At 70.0% G+C, this 21,333-nt stretch carries 20 protein-coding genes; 9 read left to right on the forward strand and 11 right to left on the reverse strand.

What is annotated here, in order from left to right:
• Position 1: 1 nt before the first annotated feature.
• From fdh to ACLJN9_RS23705, 5 genes are all read right to left on the reverse strand, one after another.
• On the reverse strand, positions 2-3,277 hold the full coding sequence (fdh, locus tag ACLJN9_RS23685; protein WP_410813709.1) for a formate dehydrogenase: 3,276 nt from the start codon (positions 3,275-3,277) through the stop codon (positions 2-4).
• Positions 3,278-3,394: 117 nt separating this feature from the next.
• On the reverse strand, positions 3,395-4,192 hold the full coding sequence (locus tag ACLJN9_RS23690) for a PrsW family intramembrane metalloprotease (RefSeq protein WP_410813710.1): 798 nt from the start codon (positions 4,190-4,192) through the stop codon (positions 3,395-3,397).
• Positions 4,193-4,353: 161 nt separating this feature from the next.
• Positions 4,354-4,527: a hypothetical protein gene (locus tag ACLJN9_RS23695; protein ID WP_410813711.1), complete on the reverse strand. Its 174-nt coding sequence runs from the start codon at positions 4,525-4,527 to the stop codon at positions 4,354-4,356.
• On the reverse strand, positions 4,524-4,658 hold the full coding sequence (locus tag ACLJN9_RS23700) for a hypothetical protein (RefSeq protein WP_410813712.1): 135 nt from the start codon (positions 4,656-4,658) through the stop codon (positions 4,524-4,526). Before ACLJN9_RS23700 ends, ACLJN9_RS23695 begins: the two co-directional genes overlap by 4 nt.
• 80 nt (positions 4,659-4,738) lie before the next feature.
• Positions 4,739-4,918 (reverse strand): hypothetical protein, encoded by a 180-nt coding sequence (locus ACLJN9_RS23705; RefSeq protein WP_410813713.1) that lies wholly within the window; start codon positions 4,916-4,918, stop codon positions 4,739-4,741.
• Between the two features lie 421 nt (positions 4,919-5,339).
• Between ACLJN9_RS23705 and ACLJN9_RS23710 the strand changes: the two genes are divergently transcribed.
• The 3 genes from ACLJN9_RS23710 (at position 5,340) to ACLJN9_RS23720 (ending at position 6,536) form a co-directional block, all read left to right on the forward strand.
• On the forward strand, positions 5,340-5,579 hold the full coding sequence (locus ACLJN9_RS23710) for a winged helix-turn-helix domain-containing protein (RefSeq protein ID WP_410813714.1): 240 nt from the start codon (positions 5,340-5,342) through the stop codon (positions 5,577-5,579).
• Between the two features lie 64 nt (positions 5,580-5,643).
• A complete protein-coding gene (locus tag ACLJN9_RS23715; RefSeq protein ID WP_410813715.1) occupies positions 5,644-5,955 on the forward strand; it encodes a hypothetical protein in 312 nt (103 codons plus the stop codon).
• The gene (locus tag ACLJN9_RS23720; RefSeq protein WP_410813716.1) at positions 5,952-6,536 is read left to right on the forward strand and encodes an HD domain-containing protein; all 585 of its coding nucleotides are present in this window, start codon (positions 5,952-5,954) and stop codon (positions 6,534-6,536) included. The genes ACLJN9_RS23715 and ACLJN9_RS23720 overlap by 4 nt, the downstream gene beginning before the upstream one ends.
• 89 nt (positions 6,537-6,625) lie before the next feature.
• On the opposite strand, the gene ACLJN9_RS23725 is transcribed toward ACLJN9_RS23720, so the two are convergent.
• Entirely contained in the window at positions 6,626-7,897 is a 1,272-nt protein-coding gene (locus tag ACLJN9_RS23725; RefSeq protein ID WP_410813717.1) for an MFS transporter, read from the reverse strand.
• Positions 7,890-8,507 carry a winged helix-turn-helix domain-containing protein gene (locus ACLJN9_RS23730; RefSeq protein ID WP_410813718.1) on the reverse strand — a complete coding sequence of 206 codons (618 nt, stop codon included), beginning with the start codon at positions 8,505-8,507 and terminating at the stop codon, positions 7,890-7,892. Before ACLJN9_RS23730 ends, ACLJN9_RS23725 begins: the two co-directional genes overlap by 8 nt.
• Positions 8,508-9,183: 676 nt before the next feature.
• On the opposite strand from ACLJN9_RS23730, the gene ACLJN9_RS23735 reads away from it, so the two are divergent.
• Positions 9,184-9,639 (forward strand): GNAT family N-acetyltransferase, encoded by a 456-nt coding sequence (locus ACLJN9_RS23735; RefSeq protein WP_410813719.1) that lies wholly within the window; start codon positions 9,184-9,186, stop codon positions 9,637-9,639.
• Between the two features lie 17 nt (positions 9,640-9,656).
• On the opposite strand, the gene ACLJN9_RS23740 is transcribed toward ACLJN9_RS23735, so the two are convergent.
• Positions 9,657-10,076: an ASCH domain-containing protein gene (locus tag ACLJN9_RS23740; protein WP_410813720.1), complete on the reverse strand. Its 420-nt coding sequence runs from the start codon at positions 10,074-10,076 to the stop codon at positions 9,657-9,659.
• Positions 10,077-10,144: 68 nt separating this feature from the next.
• The gene (locus tag ACLJN9_RS23745; RefSeq protein ID WP_410813998.1) at positions 10,145-10,894 is read right to left on the reverse strand and encodes a glyoxalase; all 750 of its coding nucleotides are present in this window, start codon (positions 10,892-10,894) and stop codon (positions 10,145-10,147) included.
• Between the two features lie 211 nt (positions 10,895-11,105).
• Here ACLJN9_RS23745 and ACLJN9_RS23750 point away from each other — a divergent pair, with 211 nt between their 5' ends.
• From ACLJN9_RS23750 to ACLJN9_RS23765, 4 genes are read left to right on the forward strand one after another with little or no spacing between them, the layout of a single operon-like run.
• Positions 11,106-11,990: a hypothetical protein gene (locus tag ACLJN9_RS23750; RefSeq protein WP_410813722.1), complete on the forward strand. Its 885-nt coding sequence runs from the start codon at positions 11,106-11,108 to the stop codon at positions 11,988-11,990.
• Complete coding sequence (locus ACLJN9_RS23755) at positions 11,987-12,442, forward strand: ABA4-like family protein (protein ID WP_410813723.1); 456 nt, start codon at positions 11,987-11,989, stop codon at positions 12,440-12,442. Before ACLJN9_RS23750 ends, ACLJN9_RS23755 begins: the two co-directional genes overlap by 4 nt.
• 5 nt (positions 12,443-12,447) lie before the next feature.
• Positions 12,448-13,701, forward strand: coding sequence for a sensor histidine kinase (locus ACLJN9_RS23760; protein WP_410813724.1), 1,254 nt, complete (start codon positions 12,448-12,450; stop codon positions 13,699-13,701).
• Complete coding sequence (locus ACLJN9_RS23765) at positions 13,698-14,324, forward strand: response regulator (protein ID WP_410813725.1); 627 nt, start codon at positions 13,698-13,700, stop codon at positions 14,322-14,324. Before ACLJN9_RS23760 ends, ACLJN9_RS23765 begins: the two co-directional genes overlap by 4 nt.
• A gap of 27 nt (positions 14,325-14,351) precedes the next feature.
• On the opposite strand, the gene ACLJN9_RS23770 is transcribed toward ACLJN9_RS23765, so the two are convergent.
• Both ACLJN9_RS23770 and ACLJN9_RS23775 read right to left on the reverse strand, forming a co-directional pair.
• A complete protein-coding gene (locus ACLJN9_RS23770; RefSeq protein WP_410813726.1) occupies positions 14,352-16,142 on the reverse strand; it encodes a gamma-glutamyltransferase family protein in 1,791 nt (596 codons plus the stop codon).
• A gap of 102 nt (positions 16,143-16,244) precedes the next feature.
• Entirely contained in the window at positions 16,245-20,279 is a 4,035-nt protein-coding gene (locus tag ACLJN9_RS23775) for a discoidin domain-containing protein (protein ID WP_410813727.1), read from the reverse strand.
• A 184-nt stretch (positions 20,280-20,463) separates the two neighbouring features.
• Between ACLJN9_RS23775 and ACLJN9_RS23780 the strand changes: the two genes are divergently transcribed.
• Positions 20,464-21,306, forward strand: coding sequence for an aldo/keto reductase (locus tag ACLJN9_RS23780; protein WP_410813728.1), 843 nt, complete (start codon positions 20,464-20,466; stop codon positions 21,304-21,306).
• Positions 21,307-21,333 lie beyond the last annotated feature (27 nt).

A 21,333-nucleotide genomic window follows, 5' to 3' on the forward strand; every position in this document is an offset into this window, starting at 1 on the left:
GTCAGACCTCCTGGTCGGGGCCGCTGTCGGCGACGTCGGTCGTGACTCGTGGCGGATAGAGCGGCCTGAGATCTCCCGACCGCCGCCGGTAGTCGGCGACGAGGTCCAGCAGTTGCTGTCCTCTCGGGCGCCGGCCGGGCCGGACGTCGCAGGTGCCGACCTTGCTCTCCTGGATCAGGACGTTCGGGTCGAGGCTGATGCCGAACAGGTCGTTGGCCGAATCACCGGTCACCAGACCCTCGAACCCGAAGTGGTACGGCAGCCACACCTGATGGATGATCCGACCGTCCACCCGCAACGGAGTGAGCCGGTCGGTCACCAGCACCCTCGCCTCGATGGCCGCGCGGGTGCTGACCACGTGCGCCCACCCCAGGTGGTGGAGCCCGCGTTCGGCCGCCAACTCCGGGGACACCTCGACGAACATCTCCGGTTGCAGCTCGGCGAGCTGCGGCACGGTCCGACTCATCCCGCCGGCCGTGTGGTGCTCGGTGAGACGGCTGACGGTGAAGACGTACGGAAACACCCCGCTGTGCGGCTCGGGCGGGCTCGGGTTGAGCGTGTTGATCGGGTGGGTGTAGACCTTGCGGGTCGGGTTGGCCTGCTGCCGGTAGAGCGGGTTGCGCACCGGCGACTCGACCGGTTCGTAGTGGGTGGGCAACGGCCCGTCCAGGATGCCGGTGGGCGCGTACAACCAGCCCTTGCCGTCGCCCTGGAGGATGAACGGATCGTCACCGGCGATGCCCGCCACGCCCGAGGCGTCCTCCGGCGGCCGGTACGACGGTGGTTTGGTCTTTTCGAAGTCCGGCACGTCGTAGCCGGTCCACTCGGCCTTCTCGGGGTCCCACCAGACGTAGCGTTTGCGCTCACTCCACGGCCGCCCGTCCGGGTCGGCGGAGGCACGGTTGTAGAGGATCCGCCGGTTCGCCGGCCAGGCCCAACCCCACTCCGGGGCCACCGAGGACTGCTCGGCGCCGGGCTTGCGCCGGGCCGCCTGGTTGACGCCGTCGGCGTACACGCCGGTGTAGATCCAGCAGCCGCCGGCGGTGGAGCCGTCGTCCTTCATCTCGGTGAACGTCGACAGCGGCCGGCCGCTGGCCACGTCATAGCCGTTGATCTCGTAGAGCACGGCCTCGGCGCTCGGCTCCGCGTTCGGGCCGTGCGTCGGGTAGTCCCAGGTGAGGTCGAGCAGGGCCCGGTCTCGGGGCTGGGTCGAGGACGCCAGGCGTTCCCGGACGATGCGGCCCAGGTGGTAGAAGAACCACAGCTCGGAACGGGCGTCGCCCGGCGGCTCGACGGCCTTCTCCCGCCACTGCAACAGACGCTGCGTCTGGGTGAAGCTGCCCTCCTTCTCCACGTGCGAGGCCGCCGGCAGGAAGAACACCTCGGTACGGCACTCCTCCGGAACGATCTCACCGGTCTCGGTCTCCGGGCCGTTGCGCCAGAACGTCGCGCTCTCGACCAGAAACAGGTCCCGGACGACCAGCCAGTCCAGGTTGGCCATCCCGAGGCGCTGCGCCCGGCCGTGCGCCGAACCGACCGCAGGGTTCTGCCCCAGCAGGAAGTACCCCTTGATCCTGCCGTCGATCATGTTCAGCACCTGCTGGTACGTCCCGTGATCCCCGGTCATCCGCGGCAGGTACCCGTAGCAGTAGTCGTTCTCCGCCGTCGCCGCGTCCCCCCAGTACGCCTTGAGCAGGTTCACCCCGTAGGTGCGGGCGTCGCCCCAGAAACCCTTCTGCCCCGGGTGCCGGATGCTGTCCACCCACTCGTCGAACGTCGGATGGTCGGCGTGGTGCGGCATCGGCAGGTAACCCGGCAGCAGGTTGAACAACGTCGGGATGTCGGTGGAGCCCTGGATGCTGGCGTGCCCGCGCAGGGCCATCACCCCACCACCGGGACGACCCACGTTGCCCAGCAACAGTTGGATGATCGCGCCGACGCGGATGTACTGCACGCCCACGGTGTGCTGCGTCCAACCCACCGAATAGACGAGCATGCCGGTGCGTTCCCGGCCGGAGTTCTGTGTCCACGCCTCGCACAGCTCGAGGAACTTCTCCGGCGCTATGCCGCAGACCCGCTCGACCATCTCCGGCGTGTAGCGGGCGAAGTGCCGCTTGAGAATCTGGTAGACGCAGCGCGGATGCTGCAACGTCTCGTCACGTTCGGTCTGGCCGCCGACCGGTGCGCCGTGCGACTCGTGCTCCAGCCCCGCCGCGGTCTCCCGCTGCGTCTCGGTGTCGCGGGGCGTGGCGTGCTGGCTCTCCCCCGCGTACCGCCAGGAACTCGGGTCGTAGCTGGCGTTGTCCTCCTGGAAGCCGGAGAACAGACCGTGCAGGTCCTCGGTGTCGCGGTAGTCCTCGCTCAGGATCGCCGCGGCGTTGGTGTAGGCGATCACGTACTCCCGGAAGTCCAGCTCGTTGTCCAGGATGTAGCGCACCACCCCACCCAGCAAGGCGATGTCCGTGCCCGCCCTGATCGGCAGGTACGAGTCCGCGACGGCGCTGGTGCGGGTGAACCGCGGGTCGACGTGGAACACCTTCGCACCGCGCCGCTTGGCCTCCATCACCCATTGGAAACCCACCGGGTGCGCCTCGGCCATGTTCGAACCCTGAATCACGATCACGTCGGAGTGAGCGAGGTCCTGCTGATACTGGGTGGCGCCGCCACGACCGAAGCTGGCCCCCAGACCGGGGACGGTGGCGGAGTGTCAAATACGCGCCTGGTTCTCGATCTGGAGAGCCCCCATCGCGGTGAACAACTTCTTGATGAGGTAGTTCTCCTCGTTGTCCAGCGTCGCCCCACCCAGACTGGAGATACCCAGCGTCCGGTTCAGCGGCCGACCCTGCGCGTCGACGTCCTCCCACGTCTCCTCCCGGGCCGCCAACACCCGGTCGGCGATCATGTTCATCGCCGTGTCGAGATCGAGGTCCTCCCACTGCGTCGAGTACGGCCGGCGGTAGCGGACCTTCGTCTGGCGCAGCGGACTGGTCACCAGGCTCTTGCTGGCCGAACCCTTCGGACAGAGCCGACCCCGCGAGATCGGGCTGTCCGGATCACCCTCGATCTGACTGACCTGCCCGTCGGTGACGAACACCCGCTGACCACAACCCACCGCGCAGTACGGACACACCGAACGCGCCACCGAATCGGCCGTCTCGGTGCGCGCGGTCAACCCAGCCGTTCGAGCGGACTGCGCCGCGGCACCCCGACCGAGCGGGTCGGTGCCGGTGAGCTGACGGTAGAGCGGCCAGCTTTCGACCCAGCGGCGCACCCCCATCGTCGCACCTTCCCCACCCAAAGCGACAAAATACGAACAGCCTGACATTAGATGAGCTGTCAGCCGGTTCGCAGCGGATCACAAGAGCCATGCTTCGGCGGGGTCGCCCCGCGGTCGTCAGCTCGGCTGGAGCCGGCCGATGGCGTGATCGCTGAAGGTTTTGTAGCGGTGCAGCTCCCAGAACAGCCAACCGATGCTGATGATCGCCAGGACGACGAAGACCAGCGAACCGGAGAACGTGTCCCAGAGGGTGTGCAGCACGACGACACCCGCGAACGTGCCGAGGAAACCGAACAGGCGTCCGACGCTCGGGCTCGCCAACAGCGCCCACAGCGCGCCGGCGGTGAGCCCGGTCCAGGCGGTGTGACCGGCGGGCGCGGTCAGGCCACGGACGAAGAGCGTCTGCTCGACCGCACCGATGTTGCCCTGCGAACTCAACAGAGCGGTGAAGGCGTAGCCCATCGTCTCCAGCGCGGCGAAGCCCATCCCAGCGGCCACCCCGATGATCAGCCCGTCGGAGGGCACCCGGCGGCGGTGCTGGGCGACGGCCGTGAACAGCAGCACCACCGGCACGATCAGCTTCGCCGACTCCTCGATCAGCGCCACGAAGAGCATGGGCAGGGCGCCGAGGCCGCGAAGAGTGTCGTACTCCAGTGTCCCGGCGACCACCGTACCGATCACGCCGCCGAAGAACGCCGACGCCACCAGCACCGACGCCGGCACCTGCCACCGCCCGGTCCGGGCTTGCGCGAACGTCAGGAACGTCAGGGGGACCAGGGTCGCCCCGAGCAGGATCAGAGCCGGCACGAAGTTCGGATTCTGCGTACGGACGAGGGTCCGCAGCACAGCCAGGTAAAGGATCAGCCCGATGGCGAGGACCGCAACCCACGACCACCGGCGGGAACGCTCACGCATACCGCGCAGTCTCGCGGATCCCGCCGACGAAGGCCAGCCACATGGCCATGATCATGCGCGGCTGCGCCGCCCCGGAAAACATCCCAGTAGCTCTGCTGGCGATGCCGTAGGCGCCGCACCAGATGGTGAGCGGCGTGGAGTATGCGACGGCGCAGTTCCCATCAGATCAGTCGTTTGATGCGTACCTTCGGGCGCTCGTTTCTCAGGTGGCCGTGCTTGTGTTGGCGGACCTGCTCGTTCCAGACCTCCTGGTCGTAGTCGGGGTCCGGCGGGATCCACCTGTGCGACCCGTCGCTGTAGTGGAACTTCTCATCGCCTGCGCGCAGGATGCTCACCGCACCCAGCCGAGGAAGCGTCGGTGCAGGAGGCCGGCAGGCGCCCAGGTCAGGTCCGCCGACGCACGGACCAGTTGAGCACCCATGTAGAGGGCAAGCGACACCGGTGCCTGGTCGAACTCCGCGGTCAACTCCCGCCGCCTGGACGGGCACGGCCACGGAGCGTCGCATCCGCCGCAGCTCCAGATTGGCAACACCGGGCCGTGGGTGGTCACCGTCGACCACCGAGCAGCCACGCCGCGAGCGACCGGACCTGCCAGCCGGTCGCCCACTGCACCTGCCGGCACGGGTACGGAACCAGCCGTGACCGCCAGACCCGGCAGTCGCCGCACCAATCGGATAGCCCACGCAGCTGCACGCTGACGGTGCCCTGCTCCTGGCCGTCGTTCACCGCTACTCCCCCCTCGGCCAGTGCCCGCGGTTGATCGGAATGCGGTGCCATACCCGACAAGGAAGGTCCCCACCACAGCGACACACGCGTCGCCAGAGTCGCCAGGACCAGACCGGCCGGTGCCGACGAGCGAGGGTCAACGCAGCCGCCAACACGTACTCGTCGTAAGAGACGCGCCTCATCGGCCCGCCCCTCCCACCGTCAGGGCCAGGTGCCGGCGAAATGGCCGGGTCGAAGGGAACAAGGCTTCCTCCTCGCACCGTGTCTATCGAGGGGATGTGGATGTCCGAACGCGGGGGACGCGCTCGGACATCCACACCGACGAGGGCGGCCCGCAGCGCCAACCGAGGAGAACCGACCTCCTCCCCAAGCTCCCACAGGTACCGTTGGGTAGTCAAGGGCTGAGGTAGGTGGTCTACTCGTGTTGCCAACCGAGGGGAACACCGTGCCACCGCGTTACCGCTACGAGCAGATAGCCGACGACCTCGCCGAACGGATCGCGACCGGCGAGTTCCCGCCCGGCTCCAAGCTGCCCAGTCGACGAGAGTTGATCGAGCACTACGGCGTGACAGAGCCGGTGATCGATCGCGCCATGCAGGTGTTACGGATCAAAGGCAGGACCGAGACATTGCCGGGCGTTGGAGTGTTCGTGGCGGATTAGTGGGCGAGGCCCGACGCTGCCGCACATCGACGCCGAGTGCCCCGTCTTCTTCACGCACCTCTACGTGCTCGCCAACCGCGCCTTCATGCCGGCACACCTCTCGGAGTGGCGCGGCTTTCGACTCCTCCGACACCTGGTCGAACGCCTCAATGACGGCCACCCCTTCGTGGACCTCAACATCCACAACACCTGGGCACTACTCGCCGCCCGGCGTCACCTCACGCTTGAAGACCCCACGGTCGGACGGAAACTCGTTGAACGCGGCACCGCTCTCCTCGACGGCGACGCAGTCTCGGCGCAGTCCCGGCGCGAACTGACGTCTATCCTCTACAGCCTGCGCACCGAAGGAATCACCGGCACAGGGACGGGCAGATGAGCGACGATCACGACGACGCCACCGGCGCCATGAACTTCATCTTCGAAGCCGGTGTCCTCAAGCGCGCGGCTCGCACCGGCTGGTGGTTCGCTGGCGTCAAGCACCCCGAATCCATTGCCGAGCACTCGTTTCGCACCGCCCTCATCGGGATGATGCTCGCCGCCATGGAAGGCGCGGACCCCGCCCGAGTGTCGATGATGTGCGTCCTGCACGACACCCAAGAGTCCCGCATCACCGACATCCCGCACATCGCTCGGCGGTACCTCACGGCCGTGCCAAACACCGCTGTCACCGCCGATCAGGTTGCCGCGTGTCCACCCGCTGTCGCCGACGCCATCGCCGGCGCCGTGAACGAGTACGAAGCCCAGGACACGCTGGAGGCCGTCGTCGCTCGCGACGCCGACAAACTCGAATGCCTCGTTCAAGCCGTCGAGTACCGCCACCAGGGCATCGACAACGTTCAACGCTGGATCGACAGCTCGCGTGCTGGCCTCAAGACGGCCTCGGCGCACCGCCTCGCCGACGCCGCTCTCGCGGGGCAACCACTCGCCTGGCTGGCACCGCCCCCTCCGCAGACATAGAGGCACACCTTGAAGCGCCCAGGGACCGCGGTCGAGAAGCTAGCGGCGGCACGGCACGGTCTCGGTGTCCTCTGCCCGTCGTAACGACATCACTCCTCGGGCAGCTTCCGCATCGTGCTCACCGGGGAGAAGACGACCCAGAACACTCCGAGCAGGGCACCGAGGCTGGCGATCCAGAGGGCGGGACGTACCCCGATCGCGGCGCCGAGTGCCCCGCCGATCAGGGCACCGATCGGCCGGATGCCGTAGTTGACGGCGCGTTTGAAGCCGGAGACGACGGCGAGCATCTCCTGCGGTGTGGCCGCGATCTGCACCGATCCGGCCGCGATGTCGAGGACCATGACGCCCAGCGCGGAGACGAAGTCGGCGGCGAACAGCAGGGCGAGCACCAGCGGCCGAGGTCCCTCAGCCAGCGGCACGAGGACCAGCGGGGCCGGAAAGACGACGAGGCCGAGGATGAGCGCGGGGCCGATGCCCATCCGGCGACTGAGCGGGCCGCTGATCGCCGCGCCGAGTAGTCCGCCGAACGCGCCGGCCCCGATGATCAGGCCCAACAGGCCGGCGGAGACGCCCAGTTCGGTGGTCACGTACAGCACGAAGAGCGCGGCGAACATGTAGTTGAACAGGTTGAGCGTGGTGGTGCCGAGCAGGATCGCCCGTAGCACCGCGGAGCGGGCCACGTACCGTACGCCACCGGCCATGCCCAGGCCGGATCCACTTGGTACGGGACGCTCGGCGACCTTCGTCCGGGTCAGGAGGACAGCCGACGCCACGTAGGTGAGCACGTCGGCGACCAGTGCGACCGGAGCGCTGAGCACCTGTACGAGCACGCCACCGACGCTCGGGCCGGCCACGTACGACATGGCTCTGCTGCCGTTGATCAGACTGTTGGCGTCCACATAGTCGGGTCGCCGGACCAGGGCGACGAACAGGCTGCTGTGCGCCACCTCGAAGAACACCGAGAGGGTCCCGATCAGGAACACCACGCCACAGAGCAGCGGCAGGTTCAGTGCGCCCGCCCACCACAGCAGCGGCACGGCGAGCAGGAGGCCCGCCCGGCCAAGGTCGGCGACGATCATTATCTGGCGTCGACGCGGGTACCGGTCCACCCACGCGCCGGCCGGCAGGGAGAAGAACAGGTTCGGCAGCAGTGCGGCGGCGGTCAGGTAACCCATCTCGGCAGGCCCGGCACCGATCGCGAGCACGGCCAGCAGCGGCACGGCGAGCATGGTGATCTGGTCGCCGAAGAGCGAGACGGTCTGCGCGGACCAGTAGCGGCGGAAGGCCCGCTGCTGGAGCAGCCGCGGGATGCGCGGCCGGCGCGGCGGTGCCGGGTCGGCCAGGACGAGGGGTTCAGTCACGGTCCGTGCCCGCTTGCTCATCCCCGAGTGGTACGGGTCCACGCGGCACCGCCATCTGGATGATCTGCACCGGGCGGGACCCGACAGGGCGTCTCGTCGGGTCGCCAGCGCGATCGTCGTACCGGGCCAGCAGCGCGTCGATCTCCTCCGTGAGTTCGCGCAGCTCAGTGGCGGTGACGTGGAGCATCGCGTCACCGAAGCCGGCGGCGGCCCGCCATTCGACAGGCTCGTCGCTACGGACCGCGAGATAGTCCTGCGCGCGTTGCACGAACAGCGCGAGCAACACGCTGTTCAACTGGTCCGTGGCGGCCTTCATGGCCGGGTCGTCCGAGTCGTCGTCCCAGGACGTGCTTCGCGCGGTGGCCCGCCACGGCCGTTCCCGGCCGTCCGCGCCCGGAACGCGTTCGGCGAACCCGTACCTGGCGAGCTGTCGCAGGTGGAACGAGCAGTTCGGTACGTTGTCGTCGAGCCGGGTGGCAGCCTGGGTCGCGGTCATCGGGCCGTCGCTGCGCAGCAGCCCGATCAGACGCATCCGCAGCGGATGCGCGTATGCCCGCAGGCTTCGTGGGTCGGTGAGCTTGATCGAACGCTCAGGCATCCCGTCGGTCACATCCTAGAGAATGCTTTAGAAAGAAATCTCTAGCAAGTGCTCTCCACGCTCAGCTCCCCCGTGCCGATTCGGCGACCGCGTGGCGGGCTGTTGACGGACCCCAGCCGGACCACGGCGACGTTCAGCGGCGGTTACGCCCTCGGCGCACCGCCCAGATCCCCGCAGCGATCGCCACCGCCGTCGACACGAGACAGCACAGGGCCAGGATGGACAGGTGCCACGGCTTGATCGCTCCCATGACTGCGAGACTAGGACACCGCTGCGCCCCGGCGCTGCCCCCAGCAGGGCGGAGCTGACTGTCGGAGCATCTGGGCTGCGTCTGCGACTCTGGTCCGGTGAACGATCGCTTCCGGCGGCTGCCGCCACGCATCGAGCCTCTGTACGAGACGCACGACGTCTCCCCGCCGCCACCGCTGCCGGAGGCGCAGGAAACCGTGGGATTGACGGCGGCTGGTCAGGTCGCAGATCTTGAGCGGCTGGCCAGCGCCATCGCCCGGAGCCCCGACCGGCCCGGGCCACGCCCTCCTGCGAACGACCCAGCACGACACGGGTGGCGTCACCGGGTGCTGGTCGTCATGTTAGGGGCTCTGGCACTCGGAATGGTCGGCGTGGCGGTGGTGGCCTGGATCGGTTGATCGGTTCCGGAAGATGAGCACGTGCTCGCTATGGTTTCCCGGTGCGACTGGAGAGGGTCACCCCGAAGAACTACGAGTCGGCGCTCGCGCTGTCCGTGCGTCCGGATCAGAATGACCTGGTCGCACCGGTGGTCAAGTCGCTGGCCGAGGCGTACGTCTTTCCGGACCATGCCTGGCCGAGGCTGATCTACGACCGCGACCGGCTCGTCGGCTTCCTGATGGGGTTCTTCGACCTACCCTGGGATCCCGACCGCCATCCCGACGACCGGCGCTCCGGCCTCTGGCGGCTGAACATCGCAGCCGATGCCCAGGGAAGCGGCTACGGTCGGTTCGCTGTCGAGGCCCTGTGCGCGGAGATCAGTGAGCGCGGCGGCAGCCGGGCATATGTCACCTGGGAACCCCGGGCCGGAGGGCCGGAGAAGTTCTACCTGACGTTGGGCTTCCGACCGACCGGCGAGCAGAGTGGGGGTGAGATCGTCGGCGTCCTGGACTGGTGAATCGCGAGCAGGGCTGCTCAGCTGAGGTCCACCAGCCGGAAGCGCTTGGTGACCACCAGCGTGTCGTCGTCGACCGTGAAATCGGGATCGCCCAGCTCGGCGCGCACGTCCGGGCTGTGCCAGAACGACTCGTGCCCCGCTCGCCACTGTGCCACCGACTCGTCACCCTCACCCTCGGCGAGGGCATGTCCCAGCTCGACGTCGACCAGCCGGACCACCCGCACCTCGGTCAGCTCGATAACCGCGACCCGCCGACCCTCGGAGTCCACCACCGCGGACAACTCGCCGACCTCGGGCAACGACTCGCCCGCGCGCTCGTAACCGACCAGGAGACCTGAGGTGGAGGTCTTCGCACCGGAGAGGATCGCGGCCACCAGACTGTCCCGCAGCGGCCCGGGGAAGCCGAACTCGGCGAGCGGGAGATCATCGAGGTCCATGCCGGGAGGCTACGGGACCATGGCGCGCCGCGAGTGCCGGTGTCCCGACCGGCCGAAGGACGCCCTGATCAGCTCCCGTCGGGAAGCCACGGCTCCAGCACGGCGGGATCGGCGACCGCGTCCCGCACCCGTTTCCGCTCCTCGGCGGTCAGCGGAAGCTCCCGGAGGCGACTCCCCCAGTCGGGGGTACGCTCCGGCTCACCCAGTGCGACCGACAGCTCGATCAGCCCGGCGAGCGCCAGCGCCTGTTCGACCGTCGGCGCGTCGTCGCCGTGCCGGCGCAGCCCCGAGTTGAGCGCCCGGAACGCCGCCCGGTCGTCCATCTTGAACTCACGCAGGATCCGCGCGTTGTCGAGCACCCGGGCCAGCCCTGACAACGCCGTCGAGCCGCCGTACTCCAGGTCCGCCGGCTCGTCGCGCTGGATGAAGATGATCGTGTTGCCCGACGGGTCGACGATGCTGAACCGCGACGCACCGGCTCGGTAGCGGGTCATCCGGGGCTGCTCCCTGACGAGCACCTTGCCGTAGGTGCGGCGCATCGCCTCGGTGAACACCGCGTGGTACGGCGCGACGGCGTCGACCATCACCAGGCAGCCGCCGGTTGCTTCCGCCGACGGGTCCACGCCGACCGGCGCGTGACCGTAGTGCAGGTCGAAGCCGCTGAAGTGCAAGGCCAGATAGACGTACGGCTTGATCTGCTCGTAGGTCACCTCGAACCCGAGCGCACGCCAGAACGCCAGCGTCGCCTCCGGCGACACGCAGTGCAGTAGCGGCACGGCGGTCTCGTTCGGTCGGACACGGTCCTCGTTGGTCGTCATCGCCACCCCCGGTCTCCTGGACAGGCCGGCCATTGTGCCAGCGCCGACGATCAGATCCGACCCGTCTCGCCTCCTACCCTGGGAGGAGGTCCGCTCCGACCGTTGGCCGCGGCCGGGGCTTCCGGTCGGACGCAGTAGCGAGGAGCGGCCAGAAGTATCTACAGGCATGGCTATCACGCTGCGCCGGGCGGCTTCCTGGCACCGTCCACTGATGATTTTCGTCGCCGCGATGGCGGCTCTCGCCGTCGTCTCGGCCGTTGGCACAGTCGTCGACTCCCGCGTCCTCACGGGATCACCGATCTGGGCCAAGCCGTTGAAGTTCGCCGTGTCGTTCGTGCTGTACGGCACCACCATCGCCTGGATGCTCTCCCTGCTGCCGCGCCGCAGTCGGGCAGCGGAGCGCGCGGCCACGGTCATCGTCGCGATGGCGCTGATCGAGATGGTGGTGATCGTCGGGCAGGTGCTGCGCGGGCGGACCAGCCACTTCAACGGCAACACGGCCCTGGACGGCGCCCTCTTCGCGGCGATGGGCCTGGCGATCATGGTCCTGTTCTTCGCGCACGTCGCCATCGGGATCGTGGTGTTGATCCGGCGGATCCCCGACCGGGTGGCCGCCCGCGCGGTTGGGTGGGGGCTCGGCCTGTCGCTGCTGGGCATGCTGGCGGCGGTGCCGATGGCGCTACCGATGCAGGACCCGGGGATCGAGGGGATCAGCGGGGCGCACAGTGTCGGCGTCGCGGACGGCGGGCCGGGTCTGCCGCTGCTCGGCTGGAGCACCACCGGCGGGGACCTGCGGATCGGGCATTTCGTGGGGCTGCACGCGTTGCAGGCGCTGCCGATCCTGGCGATCCTGCTGACCCGGTTCCTCGGGACGCGGCTGGACGAGCACACCCGGGCCCGGCTGGTGGTCGTCGCCGGCGGGGCGTACGGCGTACTCACGGTGTTGTTGACCTGGCAGGCTCTGCGCGGTCAGCCGCTGCTGCGCCCGGACGCGCTCACGCTGGTCGCCGTCGCGGCTCTGGTGGTCGCGACGGCGACCGCCACGGGCCTGGTGCTGGCTCGCCGACGCCGCGCGGAACTGGCGCTGGCCGCATGACCGCGACGCTGTTTTCGCTGACGTTCGCGGTGGCCGCGCCATTCTGGGCACTGATGATCCTGCTGCCCAACTGGTCGTGGACCGCTCGGATCATCGCCTCGCCGCTGATCGTGCTGCCGGTCGTGGTGATCTACGGCCTGCTGGTGATCCCGGCGTTCGGCGAGGTGCTGCCGGCCGTGACGTCGCCGACTCTGGACGGCGTGCGCGACCTGCTCGGCACCGCCGACGGCGCGACGGCGGGCTGGGCGCACATGATCGCGTTCGATCTCTTCGTGGGACGGTGGGCGTGGCTCGACAGCCGGGAACGGGGGGTGCCGGCGCTGGTCATCGCTCCGGTGCTGGTGCTGACGATCCTGCTCGGGCCGCTCGGCCTGGCCGCCTACCTCGGGGTCCGGACCAGGTGGTCGCGGCCGGCGGTGGTTCGTTCCCCCGAGCCGCAACGCCTAGGCTGACTCCCGTGAGGTGGTCGGGACGACTGTTCGACACGCGGGACACCCTCGTGCGGATGGTGCTGCTCGACCTCAGCGGGTTCGGTTACCTGATCTTCGGCCCTCATGTCGATCGCGCGCCGACGGCGACGCAGTGGGTCCTCGCGGTGGTCGCGTTCGCCGTGGCGCTGGTGTTCCACCGTCGACCGGTGGTCAACCTGGTGGTGCAGACCGCACTGTTGGCGGTCGCGATCTGCCTGGTCGGCGACATCACGATCAACCAGATTGGCGCCAGCTGGGCGCTGCTCGAGGTGACCCTGCGGACGCGTCGGGCGCGGACCATCTGGCTGGGCGCCGCGCTGCTGGCCGTGGTCGATCTGACCGACTCGATCGGTGACCCGATCGGCCGCGTCGCCTCCGGTGTCTTCGGGCTGACCCTGGAGGTCGGCGTGCCGCTGCTGCTCGGTCTCGTCATCCGGACCAACTGGGAACTCGCGCGGCAGGCCGAAGAACGGGCGGCGGCCGAGCAGCGCCAGCACGAGTCGGAGAGCCGCGCGGCGCGCGCCGACGAGCGCAGCGCCATCGCCCGGGAGTTGCACGATGTCGTCGCGCATCACGTGGCGTCGATGGTGCTGCGCGTCGGTGTGGCGCGGCACGTGCTCACCGACCTGGACCCCCGGGTGAGCGAGGTGTTCGACGACGTGCACGGCACGGGGACCGCCGCTCTGGCAGAGCTGCGTCAACTGGTCGCCGTCCTTCGCAACCCCGACGGGGTCCGCGGCGACGCGGCGCTGACCGCGATCGAGCCGGCGGCGCTTCCGGCGGCGCTCGGTGCGACGGTCGACCGGGCCCGCCAGGCCGGTGTCACCGTGGAGGCCGACATCGATCCGGCCATCGGTGCGCTCGACGCGGTACGGGGCCTGGCCGTATTGCGACTGACCCAGGAGGCACTGACCAACGTGGCCAAACACGCCGGGCCGTCCGCGCTGGCTCATCTCGTGGTCGCCGTTCGCGGCGGAGCCGTCCACTGGGAGGTCTCGGACAACGGAAACGACGCGGTGCCGGCGGTGCTGCCGTCCGGCGGCGGTCACGGCGTCACCGGCATGCGCGAGCGCGTCAACGTCCTCGGAGGGCAGTTGGAGGCAGGCCCGACCGGCACGGGATGGCGGGTACGCACAGTTCTACCGGCCGTTCCTGCCGCGTCCGACGGCGGCCCGCCGGTCGGGTCGGTTGCCCGTAGCCGCCAGGCCCCCGCCGGGTCGCCCGCGCCGGAGCGGGCGTGATCCGCGTCCTGCTGGTCGACGACCAGCACCTCATCCGCGCGGGCCTGCGCATGCTCTGCGACGCCCAGCCCGACGTCGAGGTGGTCGGCGAGGCCGAGAACGGCCGCGACGCGGTCTCCCTCGCCGCGCGGCTCCTCCCCGACGTCGTCGTCATGGACCTGCGCATGCCCGGCGTCGACGGGATCACCGCGACGACCCGGATCCTCGCCGAGCGTCCCGCCACCCGCGTGTTGGTGCTGACCACGTTCGGCGACGACGACCACCTCTATCCCGCCCTGACCGCCGGCGCCTGCGGGTTCCTGCTCAAGGACGCGCCCCCCGCCGACCTGCTCGACGGCATCCGTAAGGCCGCCGTGGGTGACAGCCCGTTCAGCCCGGAGGTGCTGCAACGCCTGGTCCAGCGCGCGGTGCACGCCCGCGCCGAGACACCCCGGCCGGTGCGCGGGCTGACCGCCCGCGAGCAGGACGTGCTGAACCTGGTGGCCGAGGGGTTGTCCAACACCGAGATCGCCGATCGGCTGCACATCGGCGTCACCACGGTGAAGACGCACATCACCAGCCTGATGGCCAAGACCGACAGCCCCAATCGCGTACGCCTGGCCCTGTTCGCCCGCGGCGCCTGACCTGCGGGTGTCCCCGGCCGGCGCCCGTCAACGGCCGCAGGCGTAGCCCTGCATGCCCCGCGGGTTCGCTCCGGCGGCGAGCACACCCGTGCCCGGCTCACGGGTCACGGCACAGAGCCGGCCGAGGCTCCACGCGTCGGACAGTCGCACCTCGTGCCCGTACGCCCGCAGCGCCGCCAGCGTCTCGTCGCCGAACCGGTCCTCCACCACCAGGACACCCGGCTCCATGTCGCGCGGATAGAACGAGCCCGGCAGGCCCAGGGTGTGCCACGCGGGCGCGTCGATGGCCTCCTGCAACGGCTGACCGCCGACGAGGTGGCGAAGCAGGAACGGCAGCTGCCACTGGTCCTGCTGGTCGCCGCCGGGGGTGCCGCACGCCAGCACCGGCACCCCGTCGCGGTGCACCATGGTCGGGCTCAGCGTGGTGCGTGGCCGCCGACCCGGGGCGAGGGACGAGGCGAGACCCTCCTCCAGCCAGAACATCTGCAGCCGGCTGCCCAGCGGAAAACCCAGTTCCGCAATGGTGGGCGAACTCTGCAACCAGCCGCCACTCGGCGTAGCGGAGATCATGTTGCCCCAGCGGTCGACCACGTCGACGTGGCAGGTGTCACCGCGGGTCACCCCGTCCGACCGCACCGTCGGCTCCCCCGTCGTGGGATCCGTCGGGGCGGCACCACGTCCGGCACCGTGTTGGACGTGAGCCGGCAGGCGGGGCTCGAACCCGTGCGGACGCCCCGGTCGCAGCCGCGTCGACGCTTCCGTGCCGATCAGGGCGGCCCGCTCCCGCGCGTACTCCCTGGAGAGCAGCGCCTCGGCGGGGACGCCGTCGCCGTCGCCGTACCAGGCCTCACGGTCGGCGAAGGCGAGCTTGAGCGCCTCGACCTGGGCGTGGACGCCGGCCGCGGTCGCCGGATCGTACGCGCCGGGGTCGTCGAGCGCGTCGAGGGCGGCCAGGGTCTGCAGGAGCACCGGGCCCTGCCCCCAGAAGCCCGTCTTGGCCACCGAGTAGCCGTGCCAGTCGAGCGTGGTCGGGACCTCCCAGCTCGCAGAGTAGGCGGCCAGGTCGGCGCCGGTGACCAGCCCGGCGTTCCGACGCCCGCTGGAGTCCCGGAATGGCTGCCTGCTGAACTGGTCGATCGCCTCGGCGACGAACCCCGTACTCCAGGCCCGCCGGGCGGCCTCGATCTGCGCCTCCCGGTCGGTGCCGGCTGACCGGCCGGCGTCGACGAGTCTCCGCAGGGTCCGCGCGTACGCCGGATTGGCGAACATCTCCCCCGCCGCCGGTGGCCTGCCGCCGCGCAGCCAGAGCTGCGCGGAGGTGGGCCAGTGCTCCTCGAACAGGGACCGTACGGCCGCCACGGTGTCGCCGACCCGGCCCACCAGCGGGTGGCCGGCGCCGGCGTAGCCGATGGCCGGTTCCAGCACCTCGTCGAGGGAGAGCGTGCCGTGCTCACGTAGCAGGAGGAGCCAGGCGTCCACGGCGCCGGGCACGGCGGCAGCGAGTGGCCCGGATCCGGGGATGAGGTCCATCCCGAGGGACCGGAAGTGCGCGATGGTGGCGCCGGCCGGTGCCGGCCCCTGGCCGCACAGCACCTTCGGGGCCGGCTCCTGGGCGGTCGCCACGATGGCCGGCACCTCGCCGCCGGGGCCGTTGAGGTGTGGTTCGACGACGTGCAGCACGAACCCGGCGGTGACCGCCGCGTCGAAGGCATTACCGCCACGTTCGAGGATCCCCATGGCGGCCTGGCTGGCGAGCCAGTGCGTCGAGGACACCATGCCGAAGGTGCCCTGCAGCGTCGGTCGGGTCGTGAACGTCATGGGGTGCTCCTCGGATGTGCGATTCGAGGAGCGTACTGAGCAGCGTCACCGGCACCCGCCGGTGGGAAGCGACTCCCGCGGGAGCGCTTCCCACCGGATCTCCTAGCTGACTGCCGAGTTGTACGCCTGGGCCGTCACCCGGACCTGGCGGTCGAGGCCCGGCCGCGCGGGCCAGGAGATGCGCACCTCGCGCGTCTCTCCGGGCAGGAGCCAGAAGTAGTTGTCGTCGTAGCGGGCAGGCAGGACACGGTTACCGCGCTGGTCGCGCACCGCCAGCCGGACCAGCGCGGCGACGGACCGACCCTGGTTGCGGACGGTCGTGGTGAGGGTGGACCGGCCGTCGACGACGCGTACGGTGCTGGACGACGTCGACAGTCGGGTGCTCGGCAGGTCGTTGAGCGCCCGCATCTGCTCGGCCTTGTCGTAGCGCCAGTAGGTGTTCTCCGCGAGAAGCCGGTCCCGGCTGTCCCGCAACTCCAGTCGGATCAGGTGCAGGCCGACGCCGTCCGGCGCGGCGAGCGCAAAGACCGCCGTCGTCGACGAGCGGGCGACATCCACCCGCTGACGCCGGGGCGTACCCAGCGACCGGCCGTTCAGGTCGTAGAGCCGGGCCGTGACGGTGACGCCGCTGAGCGCCGCGGCGGTGTGGTTGACGGCCCGCACCTGCCAGGTGCCGGGGTCGGCCTGGACGTGCAGCGGCTCGCAGCCCTTGCGGGCTCCGAAGTAGGCACCGTTCACGTCGAGGTCGTAGTCGTAGGTCTGCCAGACCGTGCTGTGCCACGCGGGGTGCGACATCCACAGCAGCAGGCCGGTGGCGTCCTGCCACAGGTTGGCGTTCCACGCCTCGAACATGGCGCGGTGGCTCTCGTAGTTGACGAACTGCGCCCGGGTGGCGAACTCGTCGAGCGAGTCGGACTCGCCGAGCCGCGCGTCGATCGCGGCCTGGTACGTGCCGACGCGCTGGTTACCGATCGTCGACCAGTCGTGGTAGTTCCACACCTCACTGATCGGCCACTGCGGTGCGTCGCCGACGAGGTTGCGCATGCTCTCGACCACCGGAATCACCGGCATACCGATCTCGGTGTGAAAGCCGAACGCACCGGTGTCGTACGAGTTCCTGTTGTTGTACGTCGCCGGCTCCACCCAGTGGTACGGGCCGTGGCCGCTCACGATGCCGCCAGCGGAGTTGGGGATGTAGAGGATCTCCGGGTCCTCGCTGGCGGCGGCCTGCTTGAGACCGGCGTCGACGATCGGCGGCGGGTCGCCCTCGTTGGCGCCGCACCAGACCACGATGCTGGGGTGGTGGCGGAACCGCCGGATGGTGTCGGCGGCGATGTCCACGTAGCCGGGCGGGTTGGGCAGGAACTGGCCGGCCTGCCAGAAGTCGTTCCACACCAGGATGCCCTGCTCGTCGCAGGCCTGGTACAGCTCCTCGCGGTTGCTGCTGCCGAGCCAGTTGCGGATCATCGTGAAGTTCATGTCGCGGTGCATCTCGACCGTGTCGGCCAGCCGGTCGGGCAGCACCCGGCGCAGCAGCTCGTCCCAGCCCCAGTTGCCGCCCCGGGCGAACACCGGCACACCGTTCACACTGATCTTGAGTTGGGTGACGGCGTTGCTCACCGACTTCACGTCGGCCCACCGCTGCCCGTCGTCCGAGACCTGGACGACGAAGTCGCGGGCGTACGCCTGCTCCCACACCAGGGTGACCTGGTCGAAGCTGACCGGCTTGCCCAGGTCGACCTGGATCCACTGGTTGTCCTCGAACTGCGAGGACCACCGGGTCCGGGGGTTACCGTCGACGGCCCGGTCCGGGCCGTTCGAGTCGCCGTCGGACGACGAGGCGGTGGCGGTGGCGTGCAGGGCCAGGTCGACGCCCGGTTCGGCCTGCCGCTGCACGGAGAGCGCCCACATCGACACCCCCCACGACGTCACCCGCGCGCCGGTCTGGATGCGCAGATACCGGGCGGTCTGGCTCGCGAACGTCTCGACCTGGGTGGCGCGGCTGCCGAGCGGAGTGTCGTTGCTGACCGACGTGACGTCGGCCCAGGAGCCCCCGTCGGTGGAGACCTGGACGCGGTAGTCCAGGGCGTACGCCTGCTCCCAGACAATCGTGACCCGGTCGAAGTCGGCCGCCGCGCCGAGGTCCACCTGGATCCACTGGTTGTCCTCGGCCGCCGACGCCCAGCGGGTCTTTCCGTCGCCGTCGACGACCCTGCCGGGTCCGTTGCTGTCGTTCTCCGATGACGACGCGGTCGCGTCCCGACCCCGGGCGAGATCTGCGCCGGTGCCGTCGGCCACCGACAGCGAGAACATCGAGATGCCCCACCCGGTGGCGCGCTGACCGGTCTGGATCCGTACGTACCGCGCGTGCTGCCGGTCGAACGGGACCGTCTGGGTCGCGGCGCCGTCGACGAAATCCAGCGGGGGCTTGCCGGGCGGCGAGATCACGATCGGCTGGTGCCAGTCGTAGGCGAACTGGCGGACACCGAACCGGAGCTCGCGCCGGTCACTGACCGATCGCTTCACGGTGGCGGTGAGCTTGAGGTCGTACAGGTGCGGCTCGCCGTAGCCGTTGGGCCACCACAGCCGCGGCTTACGCAGGCGCAACGCGGGGAAACGCTCCGGCGCGAAGGTGACAGTGGTGCTCCCGCCGGCGGGGACGGTCACCGTCGACTCGACCCGTACCCTGTCGAACTCGGCGCGCACGGTGACGGTGGTGGCGGTGGCCGCCGCGTTGCGGACCGGCACGCGGATGGTGACCTCGGCGGTGTCGGTGCCGGGCAGGTCGGGCAGCGTGGTCTGGACGTGCGGGTCGCCGATGACCACGGCGCCGGTGCTGCGCAGGCGGACGTGGTCCCACAGGCCGGTGACCCGGTCCCGGACTGCGGGCATCCAGTCCCAGCCGGACACCGCCAGGTAGGTCGGCGCGTCGAGGTAGTGGTGGGCCGACTGGAGGAACGTACGCCCGTCGGTGCCCTTGTCGCCGGGGGTGCCCGGGTGCGGCATCGGGTCGACCCGGACGGCGAGGACGTGCTCGCCGCGGTGGCCGGCCAGGGCGGCGGTGATGTCGAAGGCCGCGCGGGCGAACGGGTGCGAGACGCTGCCGACCTGCACGCCGTTGACCCAGGCCGTGGCCTCGTGGTTGATGCCGTCGAACTCGAGCCAGATCCGGCGACCGGCCGAGGCGTCCAGGTCGCGGGGCAGCCGCAGCGCGCGCCGGTACCACCACGTGTGCCGGGACAGCGCCTCCGGGATGCGCAGGTTGTTGAAGCCGGAGACGGGGTCGGGCAGGTGTCCCTGCTCGACCAGGGTCCCCAGCACCGTGCCGGGTACGGTCGCCGGCAGCCAGGACCGGACGTCGACGCCAGCGCGGGACAGCTCGGCGCCGTCGGCGGTTCCGGCGAAGTCGTCCATCGTCAACGACCAGCCGGACTCCAACGCGACAGTGCCGTCGGCGGCCACCCGCAGCTCCGGAACCGAGGCGGTGTTGCCGCCCTCCCAGCTGGTCCAGCCCTCGGCCGCCGGCCGGCCCGCCAGCGACCTGCCATAGACCTGGAAGCCGTTGAGGCCCACCGGATTGCCGTTCGAGCGTTTGGTGGACGTCATGCGGATCCACCGCGCGGTGACCGGCTCCGGCAGCTTGATGGCCTGGACGCCACCCTGACCCTCGGTCGTCTCGTACACCGCCCGCCAGTCCTGGCCGTTGGTGGAGACCTCGATCCGGTACGCCGTCGCGGCGCTGGAGAGGATCTCGTCGCCGTCGGTGTCGGTGTAGTTACCGTCGAACGGCCCGTCGGCGAGCGTGGCTTCGAAGACCAGGGTGACCGCCTCGATACGAGACGGCGCCTGCAGATCCACCGAGATCCACTGCGGATCGCCGGTGGCGGCCCGCCATCCGCTGCCCCGCACGCCGATCTGCTGAAGGCCGTCCACGGCGAACCTCCCGGGGGTCGGCGCGTAGTCGGTCGAGGAGACCGCCACCGGGCGGTACCGGGCGAGGTCGGTGGCCTGCGGATTCGCGGTCGTGCCGGGGGTGGCGGGCGTCGCGGCGGCGAGCGCGGCGTCCGGTAGGACCGCGGTCACCCCGACGGACGCGAGCAGCGTGGCTCCGGCGGAGAGGAACGTGCGCCGCGACACGGGCGATAGCTCGGACACTGTGCCTCCAGACGTGACAACGTTGTCAGCCTTGGTCATCGTGACAACGTTGTCAGATGGTGGACCGATGTTTCGCGCACGTCAAGACCCCGTATCCACCGTGATTCCATGAACACGTTCCGCACTGGTCCCGGTGTGACGACCAGTTGTCAGGCAGGATGTTGCGGTGACTCAAGAGATCCCCCACCTGACGGCCCGCGACGGCACGACGCTGCCGGCGATCGGGCTCGGCACGTACCGGCTGAACGGCTCGGCGGGCGTCGACGCGATCGGGCAGGCGATCCGGGCGGGCTACCGGTTGATCGACTCCGCGGTCAACTACGAGAACGAGGGCGCGGTGGGCCGGGCCGCCCGTTCGGCGGACGCCGTACGCGGCGAGCTGGTCGTCACCTCGAAACTGCCGGGGCGGCACCACCGCTACGACGAGGCGCTGACCACGATCGAGGAGAGCGTGTTCCGCACCGGCCTCGACCGGGTCGACCTGTACCTGATCCACTGGCCGAACCCCAGGGTCGACCTGTACGTCCAGGCGTGGCGGGCGCTGATCGAGGCCCGGGAACGTGGCCTGGTCACGCACCTCGGCCTCTCCAACTTCCTGCCCGAGCACATCGACCGGCTGGTGGCCGAGACCGGGGTCGCCCCGGTGGTCAACCAGATCGAGGTGCACCCCTACTTCCCACAGCAGGAAGCGATCGACTACCACCGGGAACACGGGATCCTCGTGCAGGCCTGGAGCCCACTCGGCCGCGGCAACGACCTGCAGCAGCATCCGGTCATCATGGAGATCGCGGCCGCCCACGGCGTCAGCCCGGCGCAGACGATCCTCGCCTGGCACGTGACCCGCCAGGTGATCCCACTGCCCAAGGCCGCCGCCCCGCAGCGGCAGGCCGAGAACCTGGACGTCTTCGGCATCAAACTCACCGACGCGGAGGTCGAGGCCATCACCGCGCTCGGCCGCCCGGACGGGCGCCTCGCGGACCAGGACCCGGCGGTGTACGAGGAGTTCTGACCGGCCCGAGTTGAGGACTCCGTGACG

Source organism: Micromonospora sp. 067-2 (assembly GCF_046549295.1).
In the GTDB taxonomy this organism is placed as follows: Bacteria; Actinomycetota; Actinomycetes; order Mycobacteriales; family Micromonosporaceae; genus Micromonospora.